General features: G+C 41.1%; 13 protein-coding genes and 1 riboswitch. Of the genes, 9 read left to right on the top strand and 4 right to left on the bottom strand.

All coding sequences use genetic code 11. The features are described from left to right. Positions 1–2 precede the first annotated feature (2 nt). Positions 3–2315, bottom strand: coding sequence for a TonB-dependent receptor (locus DW096_RS13345; RefSeq protein ID WP_117866606.1), 2313 nt, complete (start codon positions 2313–2315; stop codon positions 3–5). Between the two features lie 33 nt (positions 2316–2348). Next, positions 2349–2445, bottom strand: a riboswitch (TPP riboswitch). 105 nt (positions 2446–2550) lie between these two features. On the opposite strand from DW096_RS13345, the gene DW096_RS13340 reads away from it, so the two are divergent. The 6 genes from DW096_RS13340 (at position 2551) to DW096_RS13315 (ending at position 13347) form a co-directional block, all read left to right on the top strand. Then, complete coding sequence (locus tag DW096_RS13340) at positions 2551–3420, top strand: mechanosensitive ion channel family protein (protein WP_057087063.1); 870 nt, start codon at positions 2551–2553, stop codon at positions 3418–3420. A 203-nt stretch (positions 3421–3623) separates the two neighbouring features. Beyond that, positions 3624–4190, top strand: coding sequence for an RNA polymerase sigma-70 factor (locus DW096_RS13335; protein WP_005834993.1), 567 nt, complete (start codon positions 3624–3626; stop codon positions 4188–4190). Between the two features lie 29 nt (positions 4191–4219). Further along, positions 4220–5209 carry a FecR family protein gene (locus tag DW096_RS13330; protein WP_005834994.1) on the top strand — a complete coding sequence of 330 codons (990 nt, stop codon included), beginning with the start codon at positions 4220–4222 and terminating at the stop codon, positions 5207–5209. A gap of 181 nt (positions 5210–5390) precedes the next feature. Further along, the gene (locus DW096_RS13325; protein ID WP_005834995.1) at positions 5391–8654 is read left to right on the top strand and encodes a TonB-dependent receptor; all 3264 of its coding nucleotides are present in this window, start codon (positions 5391–5393) and stop codon (positions 8652–8654) included. A 30-nt stretch (positions 8655–8684) separates the two neighbouring features. After that, on the top strand, positions 8685–10334 hold the full coding sequence (locus DW096_RS13320; RefSeq protein WP_057282185.1) for a RagB/SusD family nutrient uptake outer membrane protein: 1650 nt from the start codon (positions 8685–8687) through the stop codon (positions 10332–10334). A 76-nt stretch (positions 10335–10410) separates the two neighbouring features. Continuing rightward, positions 10411–13347, top strand: a complete 2937-nt coding sequence (locus DW096_RS13315) for a glycoside hydrolase family 2 (protein ID WP_005838273.1) — start codon at positions 10411–10413, stop codon at positions 13345–13347. Between the two features lie 50 nt (positions 13348–13397). On the opposite strand, the gene DW096_RS13310 is transcribed toward DW096_RS13315, so the two are convergent. Then, positions 13398–13646 carry a hypothetical protein gene (locus tag DW096_RS13310; protein ID WP_057282186.1) on the bottom strand — a complete coding sequence of 83 codons (249 nt, stop codon included), beginning with the start codon at positions 13644–13646 and terminating at the stop codon, positions 13398–13400. A 129-nt stretch (positions 13647–13775) separates the two neighbouring features. Here DW096_RS13310 and DW096_RS13305 point away from each other — a divergent pair, with 129 nt between their 5' ends. After that, positions 13776–14318, top strand: a complete 543-nt coding sequence (locus DW096_RS13305) for a hypothetical protein (RefSeq protein WP_117963714.1) — start codon at positions 13776–13778, stop codon at positions 14316–14318. Between the two features lie 49 nt (positions 14319–14367). On the opposite strand, the gene DW096_RS13300 is transcribed toward DW096_RS13305, so the two are convergent. Together DW096_RS13300 and DW096_RS13295 are read right to left on the bottom strand one after the other, a co-directional pair. After that, entirely contained in the window at positions 14368–14775 is a 408-nt protein-coding gene (locus DW096_RS13300; protein WP_117963712.1) for a pyridoxamine 5'-phosphate oxidase family protein, read from the bottom strand. Between the two features lie 76 nt (positions 14776–14851). Then, positions 14852–15667, bottom strand: coding sequence for a helix-turn-helix transcriptional regulator (locus DW096_RS13295; protein ID WP_117963711.1), 816 nt, complete (start codon positions 15665–15667; stop codon positions 14852–14854). Between the two features lie 127 nt (positions 15668–15794). Between DW096_RS13295 and DW096_RS13290 the strand changes: the two genes are divergently transcribed. Both DW096_RS13290 and DW096_RS13285 read left to right on the top strand, forming a co-directional pair. After that, complete coding sequence (locus DW096_RS13290) at positions 15795–16244, top strand: hypothetical protein (RefSeq protein ID WP_057282188.1); 450 nt, start codon at positions 15795–15797, stop codon at positions 16242–16244. Between the two features lie 234 nt (positions 16245–16478). Further along, positions 16479–16688, top strand: coding sequence for a winged helix-turn-helix domain-containing protein (locus DW096_RS13285; RefSeq protein WP_005835016.1), 210 nt, complete (start codon positions 16479–16481; stop codon positions 16686–16688). The last annotated feature ends 153 nt before the right edge of the window (positions 16689–16841 follow it).

The following is a 16841-nucleotide window of genomic DNA, read 5'->3' as shown; positions in this document are numbered from 1 at the left end:
TTTTAAAAATTAATAGCTATATGTCCCAGTACATTCGTTCCCGCTTGGGCAGCGTAGCCGGCATAGTTGTAACGGACTTTTCCTCCGTTATCGTCGAGATAGTATCCGCTGCCTGCGTATCCGTTGTTTTCGTATTCTTCATTGAACAGATTGTAGATGGTGCACCCTACGGTTACCGACTTTACTTTAGGCAACTTGAAGGTATAGGACAGATTCAGGTTGCTTACGAAATAAGCATCCAGCGTGCACTCCTCTTGCTTGGCGTTACTCATGTATTGCTTGCTGATATATTGTGACTGCAACGAGGCCTCGAATCCCTTGAACGTATAGCCCAGGCGGTTGTTCAGTATGAAGTCGGGAGAGAATGCGATGGGGGTATCCCCGTGTTTGATGACCCATGCCTCCGACCCGGCCTCCTCGTTTTCAAAAAGTGTTTCGGTAAAGTTCTGCACACGGTTCTTGCTGAGTGTGGCATTGATGTCCCATTGGAAACCGCAGTCCAGTTTGATGCCAGCCATCAGTTCAATACCCGTACGGTAGCTGTCGGGCACGTTGCTGGCCATGGCTTCGCCTATCTCGTTCAGCTCCCCCGTCAGTACCAGCTGGTCTTTATAGTCCATATAGTAGAAGTTGGCACCCGCATGGAGCCATGAGTTGGCGAAGGTATATCCCAGTTCGTAGTCGAACAAGCGCTCAGCCTTGGGATGTTCGGTGAAGTAGCCGTCGGTGTAGTTGTTGCGCGTAGGCTCTTTATGGGCTACGCTGAACGAACCGTATAGGCGGTGGTTGCGGTCGATTTGCCAGGACAGTCCGGCTTTCGGGTTGAAGAAGTCGAAGTCTTCGTCAATGTCCAATTTTTGCATTCCCGAAGTGGTGGCAGTCCAGTTGTACTTGTCGTTCAGTCCGTTTATCTTGTAGTTGATGTGGCGGTATTGCAGGTCGAGGTAGGCGCTGAGGCCGCTTACCAGTTCATAATTGGTTTTCAGATAAATATTTCCGTCATTCTTTGTGGCGTTGTTGCGGTAGTAGTCGTGGTCGGGATTCAGTTCGCCGATATAGTTCTTTACCCAAAGCACTTTTCCGAAGTGGTCGCCGTCATAGCGGTTCAGTGCACCGCCTAGCGAGGCATGCAGACGGTCGGCTTTGTAGCTTACGGAGAAGATTCCGCCGCCAAACCAGTTGTCCATTGCCTTCTTGCGGATAAGGTCGCTTACTTCTATCTTGCCGCCGTTGTATTCGAAAGGCGACATGCCGTACTCTGCCAACGAGCGTTCGCCTTTATATTCCTGGTAGTACCCGTCGCCTTTGGTGTAGTGCAGGCCGATATTCAGATTCCATTGCGAGGTGAAATTGTGGTTGAACAGCAACTGGTAATTCTTCTGCGTATAGTTGTCGGTCTGGTCGTCATAGAAATGCAGTGCACCTCCTTCGTCCGTGAGGTAATGCTTCTCGCCGTTGTCGTCTTTATAATATTCTTTGCTGTATACATGGCCGTCCCGGTCGGTGGCGTACATGAATCCGCAGGAATTGTAACGCCGTCCGTAACGTTCCATCTCCTCCTTGCTGGCATAGTTCCATGCGTGGTAAGTGCGCTCTTTGCCGGCAAAGGTTATCAGTTTGACGGAGGTATTGTCATTGTAGTATCCTCCTTGCAGATAATAGGAGTTCAGTCCCACAGACGCCCGGTCTATATACCCGTCCGTACTGATGTTGGAGAGCCGCGCATCGAACGACCAATGATTGTTGATGAGTCCCGTTCCCACTTTCACCGTCTCCTTGTGCGTATGGAAGGAGCCGTAGGAACCGTTGAATTCTGCATAGGGTTTCATGGAGAAATCACCCGTCTGCATGTTGATGCTGGCACCGAAAGCTCCTGCACCGTTCGTTGAGGTACCTGCTCCGCGCTGTACCTGCATGTCCTTGACGGAGGAGGCGAAGTCCGGCAGGTTGACCCAGAATACCGTGTGACTCTCCGCGTCGTTGATGGGAATACCGTTGGCGGTGACGTTGATGCGTGTGCCGTCTGTTCCACGGACTCTCAGCGTGGTGTAACCCACCCCGGCACCGGCATCGCTGGTAGTAATGGCGGAGGGTGTCATACTCAATAGATATGGCAGGTCTTGTCCGAAATTCTGTTTTTTCAGTTGTTCTTTGCCTATATTGGTGAATGCCACCGGTGTGCTGCTTGTGGCACGTGTGGAGATGACTTCCACTTCCTGCAGGTTTATCACCCGCAGACTGTCTAGCTCTTGTGTCTGCGCACAGACACCCAGTGCTGCCATAAGGAGGCAGGTCGCCATTGCATGTCTCTTCATTTGCAATTGTTTCGTTTAGATGAATACAGAAAAGGGGAACTTTTCTTCTTTTCCCTCCGCCGGCATTACCCGGATCAGGTTAATGGGTATGATCTCAGCCCGTCGTATTAGGGCACCCCTTAGTTGAAATCGGGAGCAAAGGTAGGAGTTTTCGTCGAAAGTGGCAAGTTAAGTGAACGAAAGTCAGAGTTATTTGTTAATTTTGCAGCATTAATTTTAAAAAAAGAGTATAGTTATGTTATCATCTTTATTCATGGCAGCCTTTGCTGCCCAAGTTGCTGACGACGGTTTCAGCAAACTGCAGATATTCCTTCAGCAATTGATAGATTGGGGCGTAAATGCCGGTGGACGTATTATCGGAGCCATTATCATCTTTGTGGTAGGACGGTTCCTGATTTCCCTTCTTCGGAAAATGCTGGCGAGGTTATTGGCAAAAAGACATGTGGATGCCAGTATCCAGAGCTTCGTGAAAAGTTTAGTCAATATCTTGCTGACCATTCTGCTGATTATTGCCGTTATCGGCAAATTGGGAGTGGAAACCACTTCTTTTGCAGCTTTGTTGGCATCTGCCGGTGTGGCTATCGGTATGGCACTTTCCGGAAACTTGCAGAATTTTGCGGGTGGACTGATTGTCTTGCTGTTCCGTCCTTTCAAGGTAGGTGACTGGATTGAAAGCCAGGGAGTGTCCGGCACAGTACGCGAAATCCAAATCTTCCATACGATTCTGACCACAGCCGACAATAAGGTAATCTATATCCCTAACGGTGCGTTGAGCAGTGGCACTGTGACCAATTACAGCCGCGAGGACACCCGTCGCGTGGATTGGGTGATTGGTGTGGAATATGGTGAGAATTATGACAAGGTAGAAAGCACCGTGCGTCGTATCATCTCCGAAGACAGCCGTATTCTGAATACTCCCGAACCGTTTGTAGCTCTCCATGCCTTGGATGCCAGCAGCGTGAATGTAGTTATCCGTGTTTGGGTAAAGAGTGGAGATTACTGGGGCGTTTATTTTGATATGAACAAGAAGATTTACTCCGTATTCAACGAAGAGGGCATCGGTTTCCCGTTCCCGCAGTTGACGGTGCATCAGGCGAAAGACTGAGTTATCATTTATGGGCAAAAAATAGTCACTGTTTCGACGGTGTCTTACTAATACTGATAAAGCAGATTATGTAGATTTATTCAATTTAAATCTGATTAATCTGCTTTTTGTATGTGATAGAAGTGGTTGCAGTTTGTTCTTTTCCTACTTTTGTTTACTTTTGCCGATATTCAATGTATCTAATACTAAAAAAAGAAAGCAAAATGGGCTATGCGGTTGATTTTGATGGTCAGCTATATAATGGTTTGAGCATTGGTAAAGCAGAAGCTTTTGCTTCTGTCTTTGATCGTTATCACCGTTTGTTGTATGCTTTGGCTTACCGGTATTTAAAATCCGGTCCTGAAGCAGAAGATGCAGTTCAACATACCTTTATGAGATTGTGGGAACAACGGGAAACTTTTGATTTTTCTGAAGGGTTGCGCAGTCTTTTATTTACTATTTTGAAGAATTATATCTTGAATGAGTTACGTCATCAGCGTATTGTGCTTGAGAAACACGAAGAATTGCTTCAACAGAATAGTGAAGAGGAAGATGTGATGAAAGCATTGGAGGATGCTGATTTTCGTAGACACTTGCGTTCTGTTATTGGTAAGTTACCACCTCAAAAACAGAAAATATGTTTGATGAAGATTGAACAAGGCTTGTCCAACCAAGAGATAGCAGATAAATTGCATATTACTATACCAACAGTAAAATCACATTATACACAAGCAATTAAACAACTTCGTGGTATGATCGATAAATTGATACTCATACTTTTGGTTTGCTGAAGTGTTTTATATAATATAATATCAAGGTAATGAAGATGGATAAAGAAATGATAGACCGGGTACTTGATAATTCGGCTTCTTCAGTAGAGAGTAAGGCTACTATGGATTGGTTTGCAACTGAGGAAGGACAAGAATATCTTTCACAAAGAATAACGGCAGAATCTGTGCTTATGGGGGAAAGAGAAATAGAAGAATGGACTGGTGGAAATATTCCCACAGAGCGAATGAGGAAGCGTTTCTTGGGACAAATAAAGCAGCATAGTAGATTGTGGAGGTGGTGGCAAGTCGCAGCTGTCTTTATACCTTTTCTGTTGTTTGGCAGTACCATTGTTTTTCTGGCAGATAAGGCAGGTGTCTTTTCTGATATACAATATGCAGAGATTGTAGTGCCGTGTGGTGAACGTATGCAAGTCGTTTTACAAGATGGAACGAATGTTGAGCTTAATTCAGCAACAACTTTGCGCTATCCTAAGAAGTTTGGACTATTCAGTAGGAAAGTAGAACTTTATGGTGAAGGATATTTTAAGGTGGCAAAAGAAAGGGGACGCCCGTTTACAGTACAGACAAAAGATTTGGAAGTGAGAGTGACTGGTACTCAATTTAATATGAAAGCCTATCCAGCTGATTTTCATATTTTTGTTACTTTGGATGAAGGAAGTGTGTTGCTAAAGGGAATGGGGGATAAGGTATACCCGTTAAAACCGGGGGAAAGTGCAGCCTATGATTGCCGTTCTGGCAAGTGTGACATTACTCGTCCTATAGATTTGGATGGAATGAAAGCATGGCGTACTAATAGTCTGAATTTTTATATGGCACCTTTGAAGGATATAATCAAAGTGATGGAACGGCAGTATGATACGCAGTTTATTATAAATGATTCTATTTTGTTGGATAGTAGGTATACACTGTCTACTAGTAAAGTGAATGTCATTGATGTGCTTCATGATCTGGAAAAGGTTTCTTGCATAGAATTTATTGAAAAGGATGAGAATGTCTTCGAAATAAGGAGAAAAGACTGATACCCAGTTAAGGGAATTATGATATAGGTGTATGGATTTAAACAGAATCCTGCACCTATTTTTTTGTATTGTTGAAAAAAAAATGTTTTCGACTCATACCTTCCGGAAGTTGATGTGTTAGCTTTATATGAAAGGCCTTTAAAGAGATTATTGAATTATGAATTAAAAAATTTAATGCTTTATGAAATCACGATTCAAAACAAAGAAATTACTTCTTTTGGGAATCTTGTTGTTTGGTTTGTCTGTTGCAACATGGGCACAAAAAGTTTCCTTGAACTATACCAATGTAGAGTTGCAGGATGTATTGCTATCCATTAAAAAGCAAACCGGTTATGTATTGGTGTTTAGTGATCAGATATTGGATGTACACCGAAGAGTATCGATAAAAGTAGAAGGAGAAGATTTGGTCAATGTGTTGAAGGAGTTATTAAGTGATGGTAATGTAACCTTCGAGATAAAGAATAAGAAGATATATTTTATTCTTAAAGAACTGGTTGATGTTGAATCTGCCAAATCCTGGAAGATAACAGGGGTGGTAAAGGATGTGAATGGAGAACCGATTATTGGTGCTAATATTCTTGTGAAAGGTTCTACCATTGGAGTGATATCTGATATTGACGGTAAATTTCTGCTGAATGAGGTGCCGGCCGGTTCCATTCTGGAAATTTCCTATATCGGATATGACAATCGGGAAATCAAGCTCAAAGATGAGGCCCCATTAACGGTTATACTGACGGAAAATTCAACTCTTCTGGAGGAATTGGTGGTAATTGGTTACGGGAGTGTTCGTAAACGCGATTTGACGGGAGCTGTATCGCAAATTAATGCAGATCAAATACAGAAAGGGCCGGTGACGAATATCCTGCAATCTGTGCAAGGAAGGATTTCCGGATTTCATGTTACTCCGAGTTCCGGACAACCGGGTGCAAGTACTGATGTTCTTATTCATGGTACACAATCCATTAATGGAACGAATGCTCCCATTTATGTGATTGACGGGACAATTTCTGAGAATATCAATAATCTGAATCCGCAGGATATTGAAACCTTTACTGTATTGAAAGATGCTTCTGCTGTGGCTATCTACGGTTCACGTGCCGCTAATGGAGTGGTGGTAATTAATACAAAACGTGGTAAAGTGGATGAGAAACCGACAATTTCGTTCAAGACGGAACAGAGCTTCCAACAAGAAGGCAATCTGAAAATTGATTATTTGAATGCAGCCCAATGGCTTGAAATAGCTACGGAGGCATATAAAAATGGAGGTAAGGATGTGCCTTGGGGTGACAGTGATTTGGAAAAGATAAAAGGCAATGACAATTGTTGGCCGGATTTGATGAAAAGAACGGGATATCTGACCAATAATAATCTTTCAATAACGGGGGGAAGTAAGAATTCCAATTATTTTGTGTCACTGAATTATTTGTATAATGAAGGTATCATCAAAGAACAGAGTTATAATCGTTTGAATCTTCGTTTGAACAGTGACCATAAGATTGGTGATAGGATTAAATTCGGACATTCTGTTAATCTCTATGCTTCAGAACAGACATCTCAACGTGATTTTGATTGGAGGGATACATATGCTGCCTCTTTCCGTTATTCTCCTTTGAATGCCATGTATGATAAGGATGGTGATTTTGCTACAATATCCAATACTTATCTACAAAGTAAAACTCCTAGCCCATTGTGGATGCTTAAAAATTCAGATAGAACTGTACGCAATAAAGGAATTGATGGTAATCTTTATTTAGCCGTTGATATTCTTGAAGGATTGAAGTTTACGGCCCGTGTGAGTGGGGAGTGGAAAAATGGTTATTCAAATGATTTCATTGGTGCCATGGATACAAAATACGGTATGGAGGGCAGTAATGTGAATAAGGTAACTAAAACGAATGCAGAAACATTCCATTGGATAACCGACTATACCTTGGATTACCAGAAAACCTTTAACCAAATTCACTCGGTTTCTGCATTGTTGGGTTATTCTGTAGAAAAACAGACTTTTGAGGATTTAATGGGGAGTCGTGGAAATACACCGAGCAATGATATTAAATTTCTGAATGCAGGTGATCCCAGTACTGCACTTAATAGCAATTCGTGGAGTGAATGGAGTTTCCTTTCTCAATTTGGACGTTTAGCTTATTCTTTCAAAGATAAATATTATTTCAGTGGTACGTTACGCCGTGACGGTTCGTCACGTTTGGTAAAGGATAAATATGGTATCTTTCCATCTGTATCGGCAGCATGGCGTATAGGAGAAGAGAAATTTATGGATGCTTTTAACTGGTTGGATGAACTGAAGTTCCGCTTGAGTTGGGGCAAGGTTGGTAATGTGTTGAGTATTAATCCTTATGGTACATCGGTATATCTTTCACAACAGAACGCGGTATTCAATGAAAAGGTTGTTGCCGGATATACATTTGCCAATGCTGTCAATACAGATTTGAAATGGGAAAGTACTGAAAAAAAGAATATAGGTTTGGATCTTTCCATGTTTGGAAATTCTTTTTATGTGGTTATGGACTTTTATATTGAGGATACTAAAGATTTGTTGTTCAACCAACCTATAGCTACTTCTGTTGGACTTTCAGGCAGTCCTTATATCAATGCCGGACATATACGCAATACTGGTATTGACTTTGAAATAGGATATAGACGTACGATTGGTGACTGGAAATTTGATGTTAACTTTAATGCTTCTCATGTACACAACGAAGTGATAGATTTGGAAGGACGGGATTTGACTACTTCAGGTATCAAGGAGGGCTATCCAATCGGAAGTTTTTATGGTTATGTGTCCAATGGCATTATCCGTACACAGGATGATTTGAATAATCATCCGCATTATGCCGGAAAACAGATAGGAGATATTTGGTTTAAAGATATTAATGGCTACGATGAAAACGGAAACCTTACGGGTAAGCCGGATGGAAAGGTAGACACAGCTGATAGAGCTTTGTTTGGAAAAGTATTTCCCGATTTGAACTATGGTTTGGCAGGCTCAGTCAGTTACAAAAATCTTACGCTTCAGATTCAGCTTCAAGGTGTTCAAGGTATTCAAAAGAATATGTTGAGCGGTGGCTATGCAACAGATATGTTTGGTGGAGAACCGAATATGGAGGCAAGCTATATTCTTGATAGATATGATGCTGAAAGAAATCCTAACGGGAAGTATCCTCGTGTGGCAGTGGGAGATCCGGGACAGAATCAGCAGTTCTCTGACTTTTGGTTGATTGATGCCTCTTATCTGAGTATTCGCAATCTGAATCTTAGTTATAGTTTTCCCAAAAATATATGCAATAAATTGGGTATGGAAAACTTGAATGCTTATATTGGAGTCCAGAATTTATATACGTTTGGCAATGAGTATTCTGAAATTAGCAGTACTGTGACCGTACCTATGCCACGTACTTGTACGTTCGGATTACAATTTGCATTCTAATAATATTATCATTTTAAAGTATCATTGATTATGAGAAAAAATATATTTAATAGAAGCACATTGACGGCTATTTGTCTATCATTAGTTATGTCCGCTTGTTCGGATAGCTTTTTGGATATTCAGCCTCAGGATAAACCTGGTTCAGATAATTTTCTGAATAATTTATCTTCCGCACAAGAACTTGTTGTTGCATCATTTAATCCTTGGGTGGCTCAAACACAGATGTATGGAAAGCGATTTGCCACGATATGTGACGCACTGACAGATGATGGCGGGCTTCGACTGAATGGTAATGATTTAATTCAGGTATTGGATTGGAATATTACACCAAGTCTTAATTATCCAACAGACTGGTGGAAGTATTCTTATCAAAGTGTCAACGCTGCCAATTATGCTATTCAGGAGATTCCGAAACTAAAGAATAAAGGATTTACTGATTCTGAAATAAATCCTTATATTGCAGTTGCACGTTTCATGCGTGCTTTTAATTATATGTTCTTGACGACATTTTATGGAGATGTACCATTAATCACGGCTCCGCTTTCATCTTTTGATGAATTCTCTCAACCCCGTACCCCGGTATCAGAGATTTATCAGAAAATTATAGAAGATTTTTCTTTTGCTAAAGAAAATTTGACGAGAGATGGTAATGGATATACTGGCATGCCTACCCGTGCTACTGGTGCTGCCTATCTGGCAAAAGCTTATTTATATAATAAGGACTTTGTGAATGCAGAACAAGCAGCTCGTGAGGCAATACAAATTGCTGAGTCTGACGGATACTATCTGATTGATGATTATGAATCCATTTTCAGTATTGACAACGAACAAAATCCGGAACTGTTGTTTTATTTCGCTTTTGAACGTAATAGTGGACTTTGGGAACAGGATTTTTGTGTTGAAAGGAATGTAAGGGATTTGCCGACTGAGTTGAAATATATTCAAGGGGGTGATGGTTGGGGATATTGTCTGCCTACTCGCAGCCTTTATGATGCGTATGAAACGAATGATCCTCGTCGTGAATATACTTTGTATTATCAAGGTTCTGTATTCGGCACATATACTCCATCCACTCCCTTAACTCTTGATTATCATAGTTATGACAGCGATGGGAACCAAACGGCAATCCCCATCACTTATAATACCGGTGATAAAGTGATTTATGATTATAAATGGTCTCCTACCGGATTGAATGTGAAGAAACTGACGGAGGATTTAACGGGATTGACCAATGTTCGTTATGCAGGATTGGATTGGCCTGCTATGCGTATGGCTGATTTATATCTTTTTTTAGCTGAAGCTTTGGCAGAACAAGGCAAGGATGAAGCACTTGTATGGGTTAATAAGGTACGCTCGAGACCTTCTGTCAATATGCCTCCAAAATCAACTGCCGATGGAGATTTAGTTGATATTGTACGTCATGAAAGAAGGGTGGAACTTGCAATGGAAGGTGAACGTATTTTTGATTTACTCCGTTGGGATGCTGTGAAAGATGTATTTGGTGATGGAAAACAAATTAAGCTTCATTTTTATTCAGACTATTTGCCAGAGACAAGCAGTGATAAATTTAAAACAGTACCAGGATTGACGAAATATCCAACAGACCATATTCTGTTCCCTATTCCTCAATATGAGATGGACCAGAATAAAGCCATTATTGAAAATAATCCGGGTTATTGATAAATCGAGAGAATACCGGATTGAATTTTTCTACTTTCTGGTATTCCTTCTCTTATTTTTATAAAATACTTTGTATATGAAGAAATACTTGTTTATGCTGTTGGCTTTATGTTTGATGCCGGCAAACAACACTGCACAAATTTTAAATAGTTTGAAGGATATAATCAGACCAACAGACCCTTCACTCATCAGAACATTAAATGGTCAGTGGGACTTTTATTTTATTAATGGGGCTGACTGGAAAGAGCAGGCTTGTTTTTATCAACCTGACTATGATATAAGCTCATGGGATAGAATCCTTGTGCCGGGTTGTTGGGATGCGCTTGGTTATGTAGAACCTAAATATGCTAATCCGGAAGAAATAAACGGGTTATACCGCAAGAACTTTACAGTCCCTAAGGGGTGGAAGGATAAACATGTTTTTTTAAGTTTTGATGGAGTTTTGCGGGGATATGAAATATGGGTAAATGGAAATTATGTGGGAAAGTGGGAATCTTCCTATAATACTTGCCATTTTGATGTTACGGATTTTTTAAAGAAAGGTGAAAACCTATTGGCTGTAAGGGTATATACTCATTATAAAGGGTTTGATTTTGATGGAAATGATGATTGGGGACAAGTTGGTATTAACAGAAATGTTTCTATGTTTGCCATACCCGATACGCATCTAAAAGATTTCACTTTACGCACGGATAGCGTGTCAAATGAAAGTGCACGCATAAATATGATGTTTGATATTGCTTCCTTTACAAGTTCAGTATCGGCTAATACCTATATTGAGGGTTTGATAAAGGAACCGGGTGGAAAGATTGTTGCTCGATTCAGAGAAGAGCTTCAGAAGGCAGAACAACAGATTTCCAAAGAAATAATTCTGGATAACCCTTTCTTGTGGAATGCAGAAACACCTCATCTTTATCGGTTGGAATATTCTCTTTATGCTCCGAAACGTGTGCAACATTTTACTGTCAATTTCGGTGTGCGTGAAGTATTGGTGGAGAAAAATGTGATAAAACTAAATGGTAAGAAGATAAAGTTACGTGGAGTGGATTTACATGAGACAGATCCTTTTAATGGAAAAGTGGTAAGTGAAGAATTAAATCTAAAAGATTTGAGGATGATGAAAGATGCGAATGTGAATTTTATCCGTTGTTCCCATTACCCACGTGATCCCCGGTTCTATGAACTTTGTGACTCAATCGGTATGTATGTAATGGATGAGGTTCCTTTTGGGTATGGCGATTCTCATTTATATGATAAATCCTACCAGGATATTTTGTTGACTAGAGCAGATGCCACCGTTCGTAGAGACAAGAATCATCCTTCTGTATTATTCTGGAGTATAGGGAATGAAAATCCCCTGACCACCATTGCTGAAGAAACGGGAAGGTATGTAAAACGAATGGATCCTACACGCCCCATTTGTTATCCGATGATTCACAATTATTTTCTGAGTTTGGACTTCAATATACCTGACTTTGTCGATATATTTGCTCCTCATTATCCTCCGGTTGCTACATTGAGATATTATGCGGAGGCTGCCAAACGCCCGGTTATTCTGACAGAATATTGTCATTCGCTAGGCCAGTCTTTCGAACAGCATAAAGATTTGTGGGAATTGATAGAGAAGAATGACAATTTGGCCGGTGGCTGTGTTTGGGAGTGGGTCGATCAAGGTATGGTAGATAGAAAAGCTACTTTTCCGGGTAAGTATGCTTGGACAAACAAAATGTGGTTGAAGGATTCTACTTGTATTACTTTAGAAGGCAATTCCGGGGCAGATGGTATGCTTTATGCTAATCGTATACCTTTGAGTAATTATTATGAGTTGCGTAAAAACTATGCTCAAGTTCCGGTATGTACTGAACGGTTAGTTGGCAAGAAAGGGGTGAACCATTTGAAAGTCCAAGTAGCCAATAGATTTGATTTCGTGGATTTATCAGAAAAGGTCTCTTTTGAATGGCGTTTGCTGGATGGAAAGCATGTGGTTTCTGAAGGGAAAAAGAGTATCCAATGTCTGGCTGGTTGTATGGGCTATATACCGATTGAACTGGTATTGGATGAATCTCCTGCAGATAGATTTTATGTTTTGGAAATAGCTATATATACGGTTGAAGGATATTCAGTGGGTAACTATTCTATTCCAATTGTTTCAGAAGAAGGGCTTTTCATGACTCAATTGTTCAAAATAGCGGATGGTGAATTGATAGAGATGGATACTGTAGAGATATTACAGCAATTATCAGGTTGTTTTCAAACATACCCATTAATGAGAGTGGGACGTAAGTTCAGCATGTCTGAAGAGTTACGTGCGAAAGGTAAGGCAATAGAGAAATATTTGATGGAACCTATTGAATGTAAAAAAAGTGTTGTGGATAAAAGATATATTCAGGAAGTGGATTACATGAATCCGGCAATTTCTGCTATAGGTCGGGTTAGTTGTGGCAGTTTGCCAAGTGGTGGCATTAAGTTTAATTATTCATTGGCTCCGCAAACTAAAGGAAAGTTATTGTTGGAAGGAGGGTTGGCATTTCTTTTGGATACCAAAATAAAACATCTTCAGTGGTTGGGTTTTGGCCCTTATGCATCTTATCCGGGTAAACAATCTGCCAATGATTATGGTGTCCATGATATAACAGCCGGGGACTTATACTTTGAAGGAAATAGAATGGGCATTGACGTTTTACTTTGTTCGGATAGTATTGGGAATGGTTTTGCGGTGATAGCTCCAAACTGTAACATGAACTTTGAACAAACGGATAAAGGTATAGTATTATCTATAAATTCTGTGGTATCTGGACTTTGTGGAAAGTTGCGTGAAACAGCCTATCCTATATATACAGATGATATAGGAAACTTAGAAGGAAGTTTGGTTATTTATCCTCTTTCTGCAGGAAAATGGCCTCAAAGTATATCTTATCTTTTTAAACCAAGTAAAGATATAAAAGGAACGGAAAATCCATTTCTATCGGTTTACGATACTTATTTGATGAAATATTCAGATATTGTTAATTAAATTCATACTGTGGGGCAGTAGTCTCTGTGAAGAGGCTACTGTCCAATTATTTATTCTCCGTATACTCCGAGCTCTGCCTCTACTTCTTCGCAGACATCTTGTTCCAGGTTGAGCAGCTGATTGATTTCTTTTCGTTTTTCCAAATCCGTGAAATAGCTCTCCACTACTGCATAGATGTTGAAGCCGGTTGTGGAACCCGCAGCCAAATCCAATGACTCAACCATTTTCTCTACTGCTTGATGAATGCGTTTCTTACTGATAAAATGCAGTTCATTACTATGAATTAAGCTCTTTTCCATGATATTTTCTGTTTTAGTTATTGTAGTTATAACATTCTATCAAGCAAGTTAGTTCATGTAGATTGAACAGACTTGATGGTCGGCCGAACGATATTTCTTTTTATATTTGCAAAAAATATGAACGCGGCAATGAAAGAACTGTTTATAAAAATACTCCGTTTTCTGATGTTTGTACTGGTCGTAGCTTTGGGCTGCATCGGATATAACATCTATGAAGATACGTTGGCTGCTGTGTGGATACCCGTAGGGGTAGGACTTGTGGTGGCAGTCGTTACACTTCCTCTATATAAAAAATGGATATGGCTGACAACGATGGAGCAAAAGGCAGTGAATACATTGTGCCATGTGCTGTGCGTGGGTGTCATCAGTTGTTCGCTTTTTCTTGTGGGGAATTATCAGATGGCGGCTCCTGCTTCGACAAAAGAGGTGACGGTCACCGTACTTGAGAAGCTGATAAAAGAACATGAAAAGAGACGTAAAGTGGGCAAGCACCGTTATGTGTCGGACGGAGTACGTAAGGAGTATTACTTAAAGGTGGCTTTCGAGGATGGAGCGATAGAGACCTTGCATGTTTCCACAGCCACATACAACAAAGCACGAAAAGGCAAACCGAAAGTCCTGACTTTGCAGAAAGGAGGTTTCGGATTGCCGGTGATAACGAAGGGGCTATAGTTTTCATCCCCCCCATGCAAGACATCAGATGAGGAACTGAATGCTCTTCTTAAAGATTTCTGCGTACAAAATGTCCGTCAATCCAAATGGTGGCATGGTGCCCTTTGAATTTCAGTAGTACATAATTGGGATCTGCCGGGCCTTTGCTGAAGTGTGCGATGAACCACTCTTGCCACATCTCCAGCTTGGTGGCTTCGTCTTCTATAATCTCTACCTCACCGGTGAGCACTACGCTGTTTCCTTTTTCCTGGAAGCACAAACCGGCTTTCGGATTGGCTGCAAACTCTTTTGTTTTAAGACTGTCTTTGCCGGTCGCCAACCATACGGTTGTGGCCCCTTCCGACTTGATGTTGCTCATTGGAACGGGCCGGGGATATCCCTCTTGGTTGATGGAAGTGATGACTACGGTTTCGCATCTTGCCAAGATTTCTGCTGCTTTCTCGATTAATGTTGCCATATTGGATATTTTTATTGATTTGATTGCTGCAAATATAGGTATGGTAATCGGAGGAGCTATTGTAAAAAATCGACTTTCATGTTTTCACATAACTCAAAGTCCCTTCTTCCAATGGAGCGGAAGTGAGAAACTGGCATGGCGCGTTGCCGGACATCTTTTTGATTTCTTTTGAGAGATGGGAAACATCATAATATCCTGCTTTGATGGCAACGGACAGCAGATTGTCGAAAGAGGTACTTCGCAGCAAGTCTACAGCATGTTTGAACTTCATAATCCGACTGTACTCTTTGGGCGTAAGTCCGGTGTGCTGCTTGAATTTCCGTTCGAAATGGCGTTGGCATAGGCAAGTCTCCTCCGCTAGCCGGAGGAGTGACAAGTCACCCTTGCATCGGTTGATTTGCTGTATGGCGAACAGCATGCTCCGTTCTGCTTTTGGGGTGCATCGGTATAAGGCTTGAAGCAGGAAGCCTTCAATGAAGGCCAGGTGCTCTTGAATGGTTCCCAGTTCCCCCAGCCTTTCTGCAAAAGAGTGGGTAAATAGGCTTGTAAGCTCATCGGCGTTTAACCGCAAGTTGGTGAGCTCCTGCAAAGGGAGATTCATGAAGCGGAGTATTCCGCAAGGCAGAAAACGGATTCCCAGCATATGGACTGTTACCGTACGGGTCACCAATTCGGAATATTTGGTCATGGCTCCAATGAAGTAGGCATGGTAGGGCTGCATGACGAGGTTGTCGTGTACAGCCTTAGGGGCTTCACCCAACGTGAAGATAAAGTCGGTGCATCCGTCCGGCAGGATATTGATGTGCATGCCGTATTCGGGTTGTCCTTTGAACTCCCAATATTTGTCAATATAGGGGGAGAGCAGGGGGCTGGGATGATATTCTTTGTACATAGGTTGTAAAGATAGGAATAAACTTCGAAGATAGGGAAATCCCTATGTATAAATAGAGAGAATCACGGAAAAGGAGGTTTTTATCATACTACATTTGCTGTATGGATAAATACTAAAACTTTCTATTATGAAAAAGATGTCAGTTGTTTTAGGCTTGTTACTCGCTGTCTTGGTGATGGGCTGTGGCATTTATGAGAGCTACGGGTTTGATTATAAGCAGTTGAGCAGCATTGAACGTGGTATGAGCTTTAAAGAGGTGTGTACCATTTTAGGAGAGCCTGCATTTAGAGATTTGAATAAGGAGGGAGAGGCTTGGACATTCCGTGCTTATACTCCTGCGGGGTGGTCGGCTGTCAAGGTGTGGTTCAAAGACGGAAAAGTGGACGAAATGAAGAGCTATCTGGAGGATACTTATCCGGTTACCACTTCGCGGGACAAAAGTTTCATGGACGAGAAAAAAGAATCTTCCGACAAGAGTAGCGAAACAAAGGTAATAGTTTCGCCGGAAGGGAAACATTACATCAAAATGGGCTCGGTAGTAGTCACTCCCGAAGGCAAGCATATAATAGTACCTTGATTATACCAGCATAATCGTTTCCGGATATAGTATAATGTGAATATACCTTTCTATAAAGTGCTGATATTTATAAAGTTCTATATTTTTTGCAGATTTTAGGTATATGTAGTTCAAAGAATGTTATCTGAAATGAAAAGAATGGGCAATGTTTGTCATTGCTCTGTCTTTATCTTATATTTGAGTAGATAATATAGGATATCATTTTAAGAAAGGAACTAATAATAAGATAATAATATGAAGAATATTGAGAAGGCGACCAATAATATGAAAATGGTATATTCCATTCTGTGCAATCTTAAGAAGTGTACAATCTTTGAATTACAGAAACTGACGAAGTTCAGGGATGTGGATTTGTGTTTGGCCTTGGGGTATCTGCTGCAGAATAACCAGATTTATCAGAAGCGTATTGATAACATGGTTTACTATGGAGTCGTCGCAAAATGAAAAGATATACAATAGGTTTACCACACATTTTGCTTACATGCTTGCATGGTGCTTTCTAATTGTTTGTTATATCGCGTTTTACGGTATGTAAGCAGATGCCATGCAAGTATGTAGGCAAACTTTGCTTGCATGCTGTTTTTTCTTGTGCAAATG

This window comes from Bacteroides sp. AM07-18 (genome assembly GCF_003602695.1).
Lineage (GTDB): Bacteria > Bacteroidota > Bacteroidia > Bacteroidales > Bacteroidaceae > Bacteroides > Bacteroides uniformis.
This window is presented reverse-complemented; position numbering and strand designations above follow the sequence as displayed.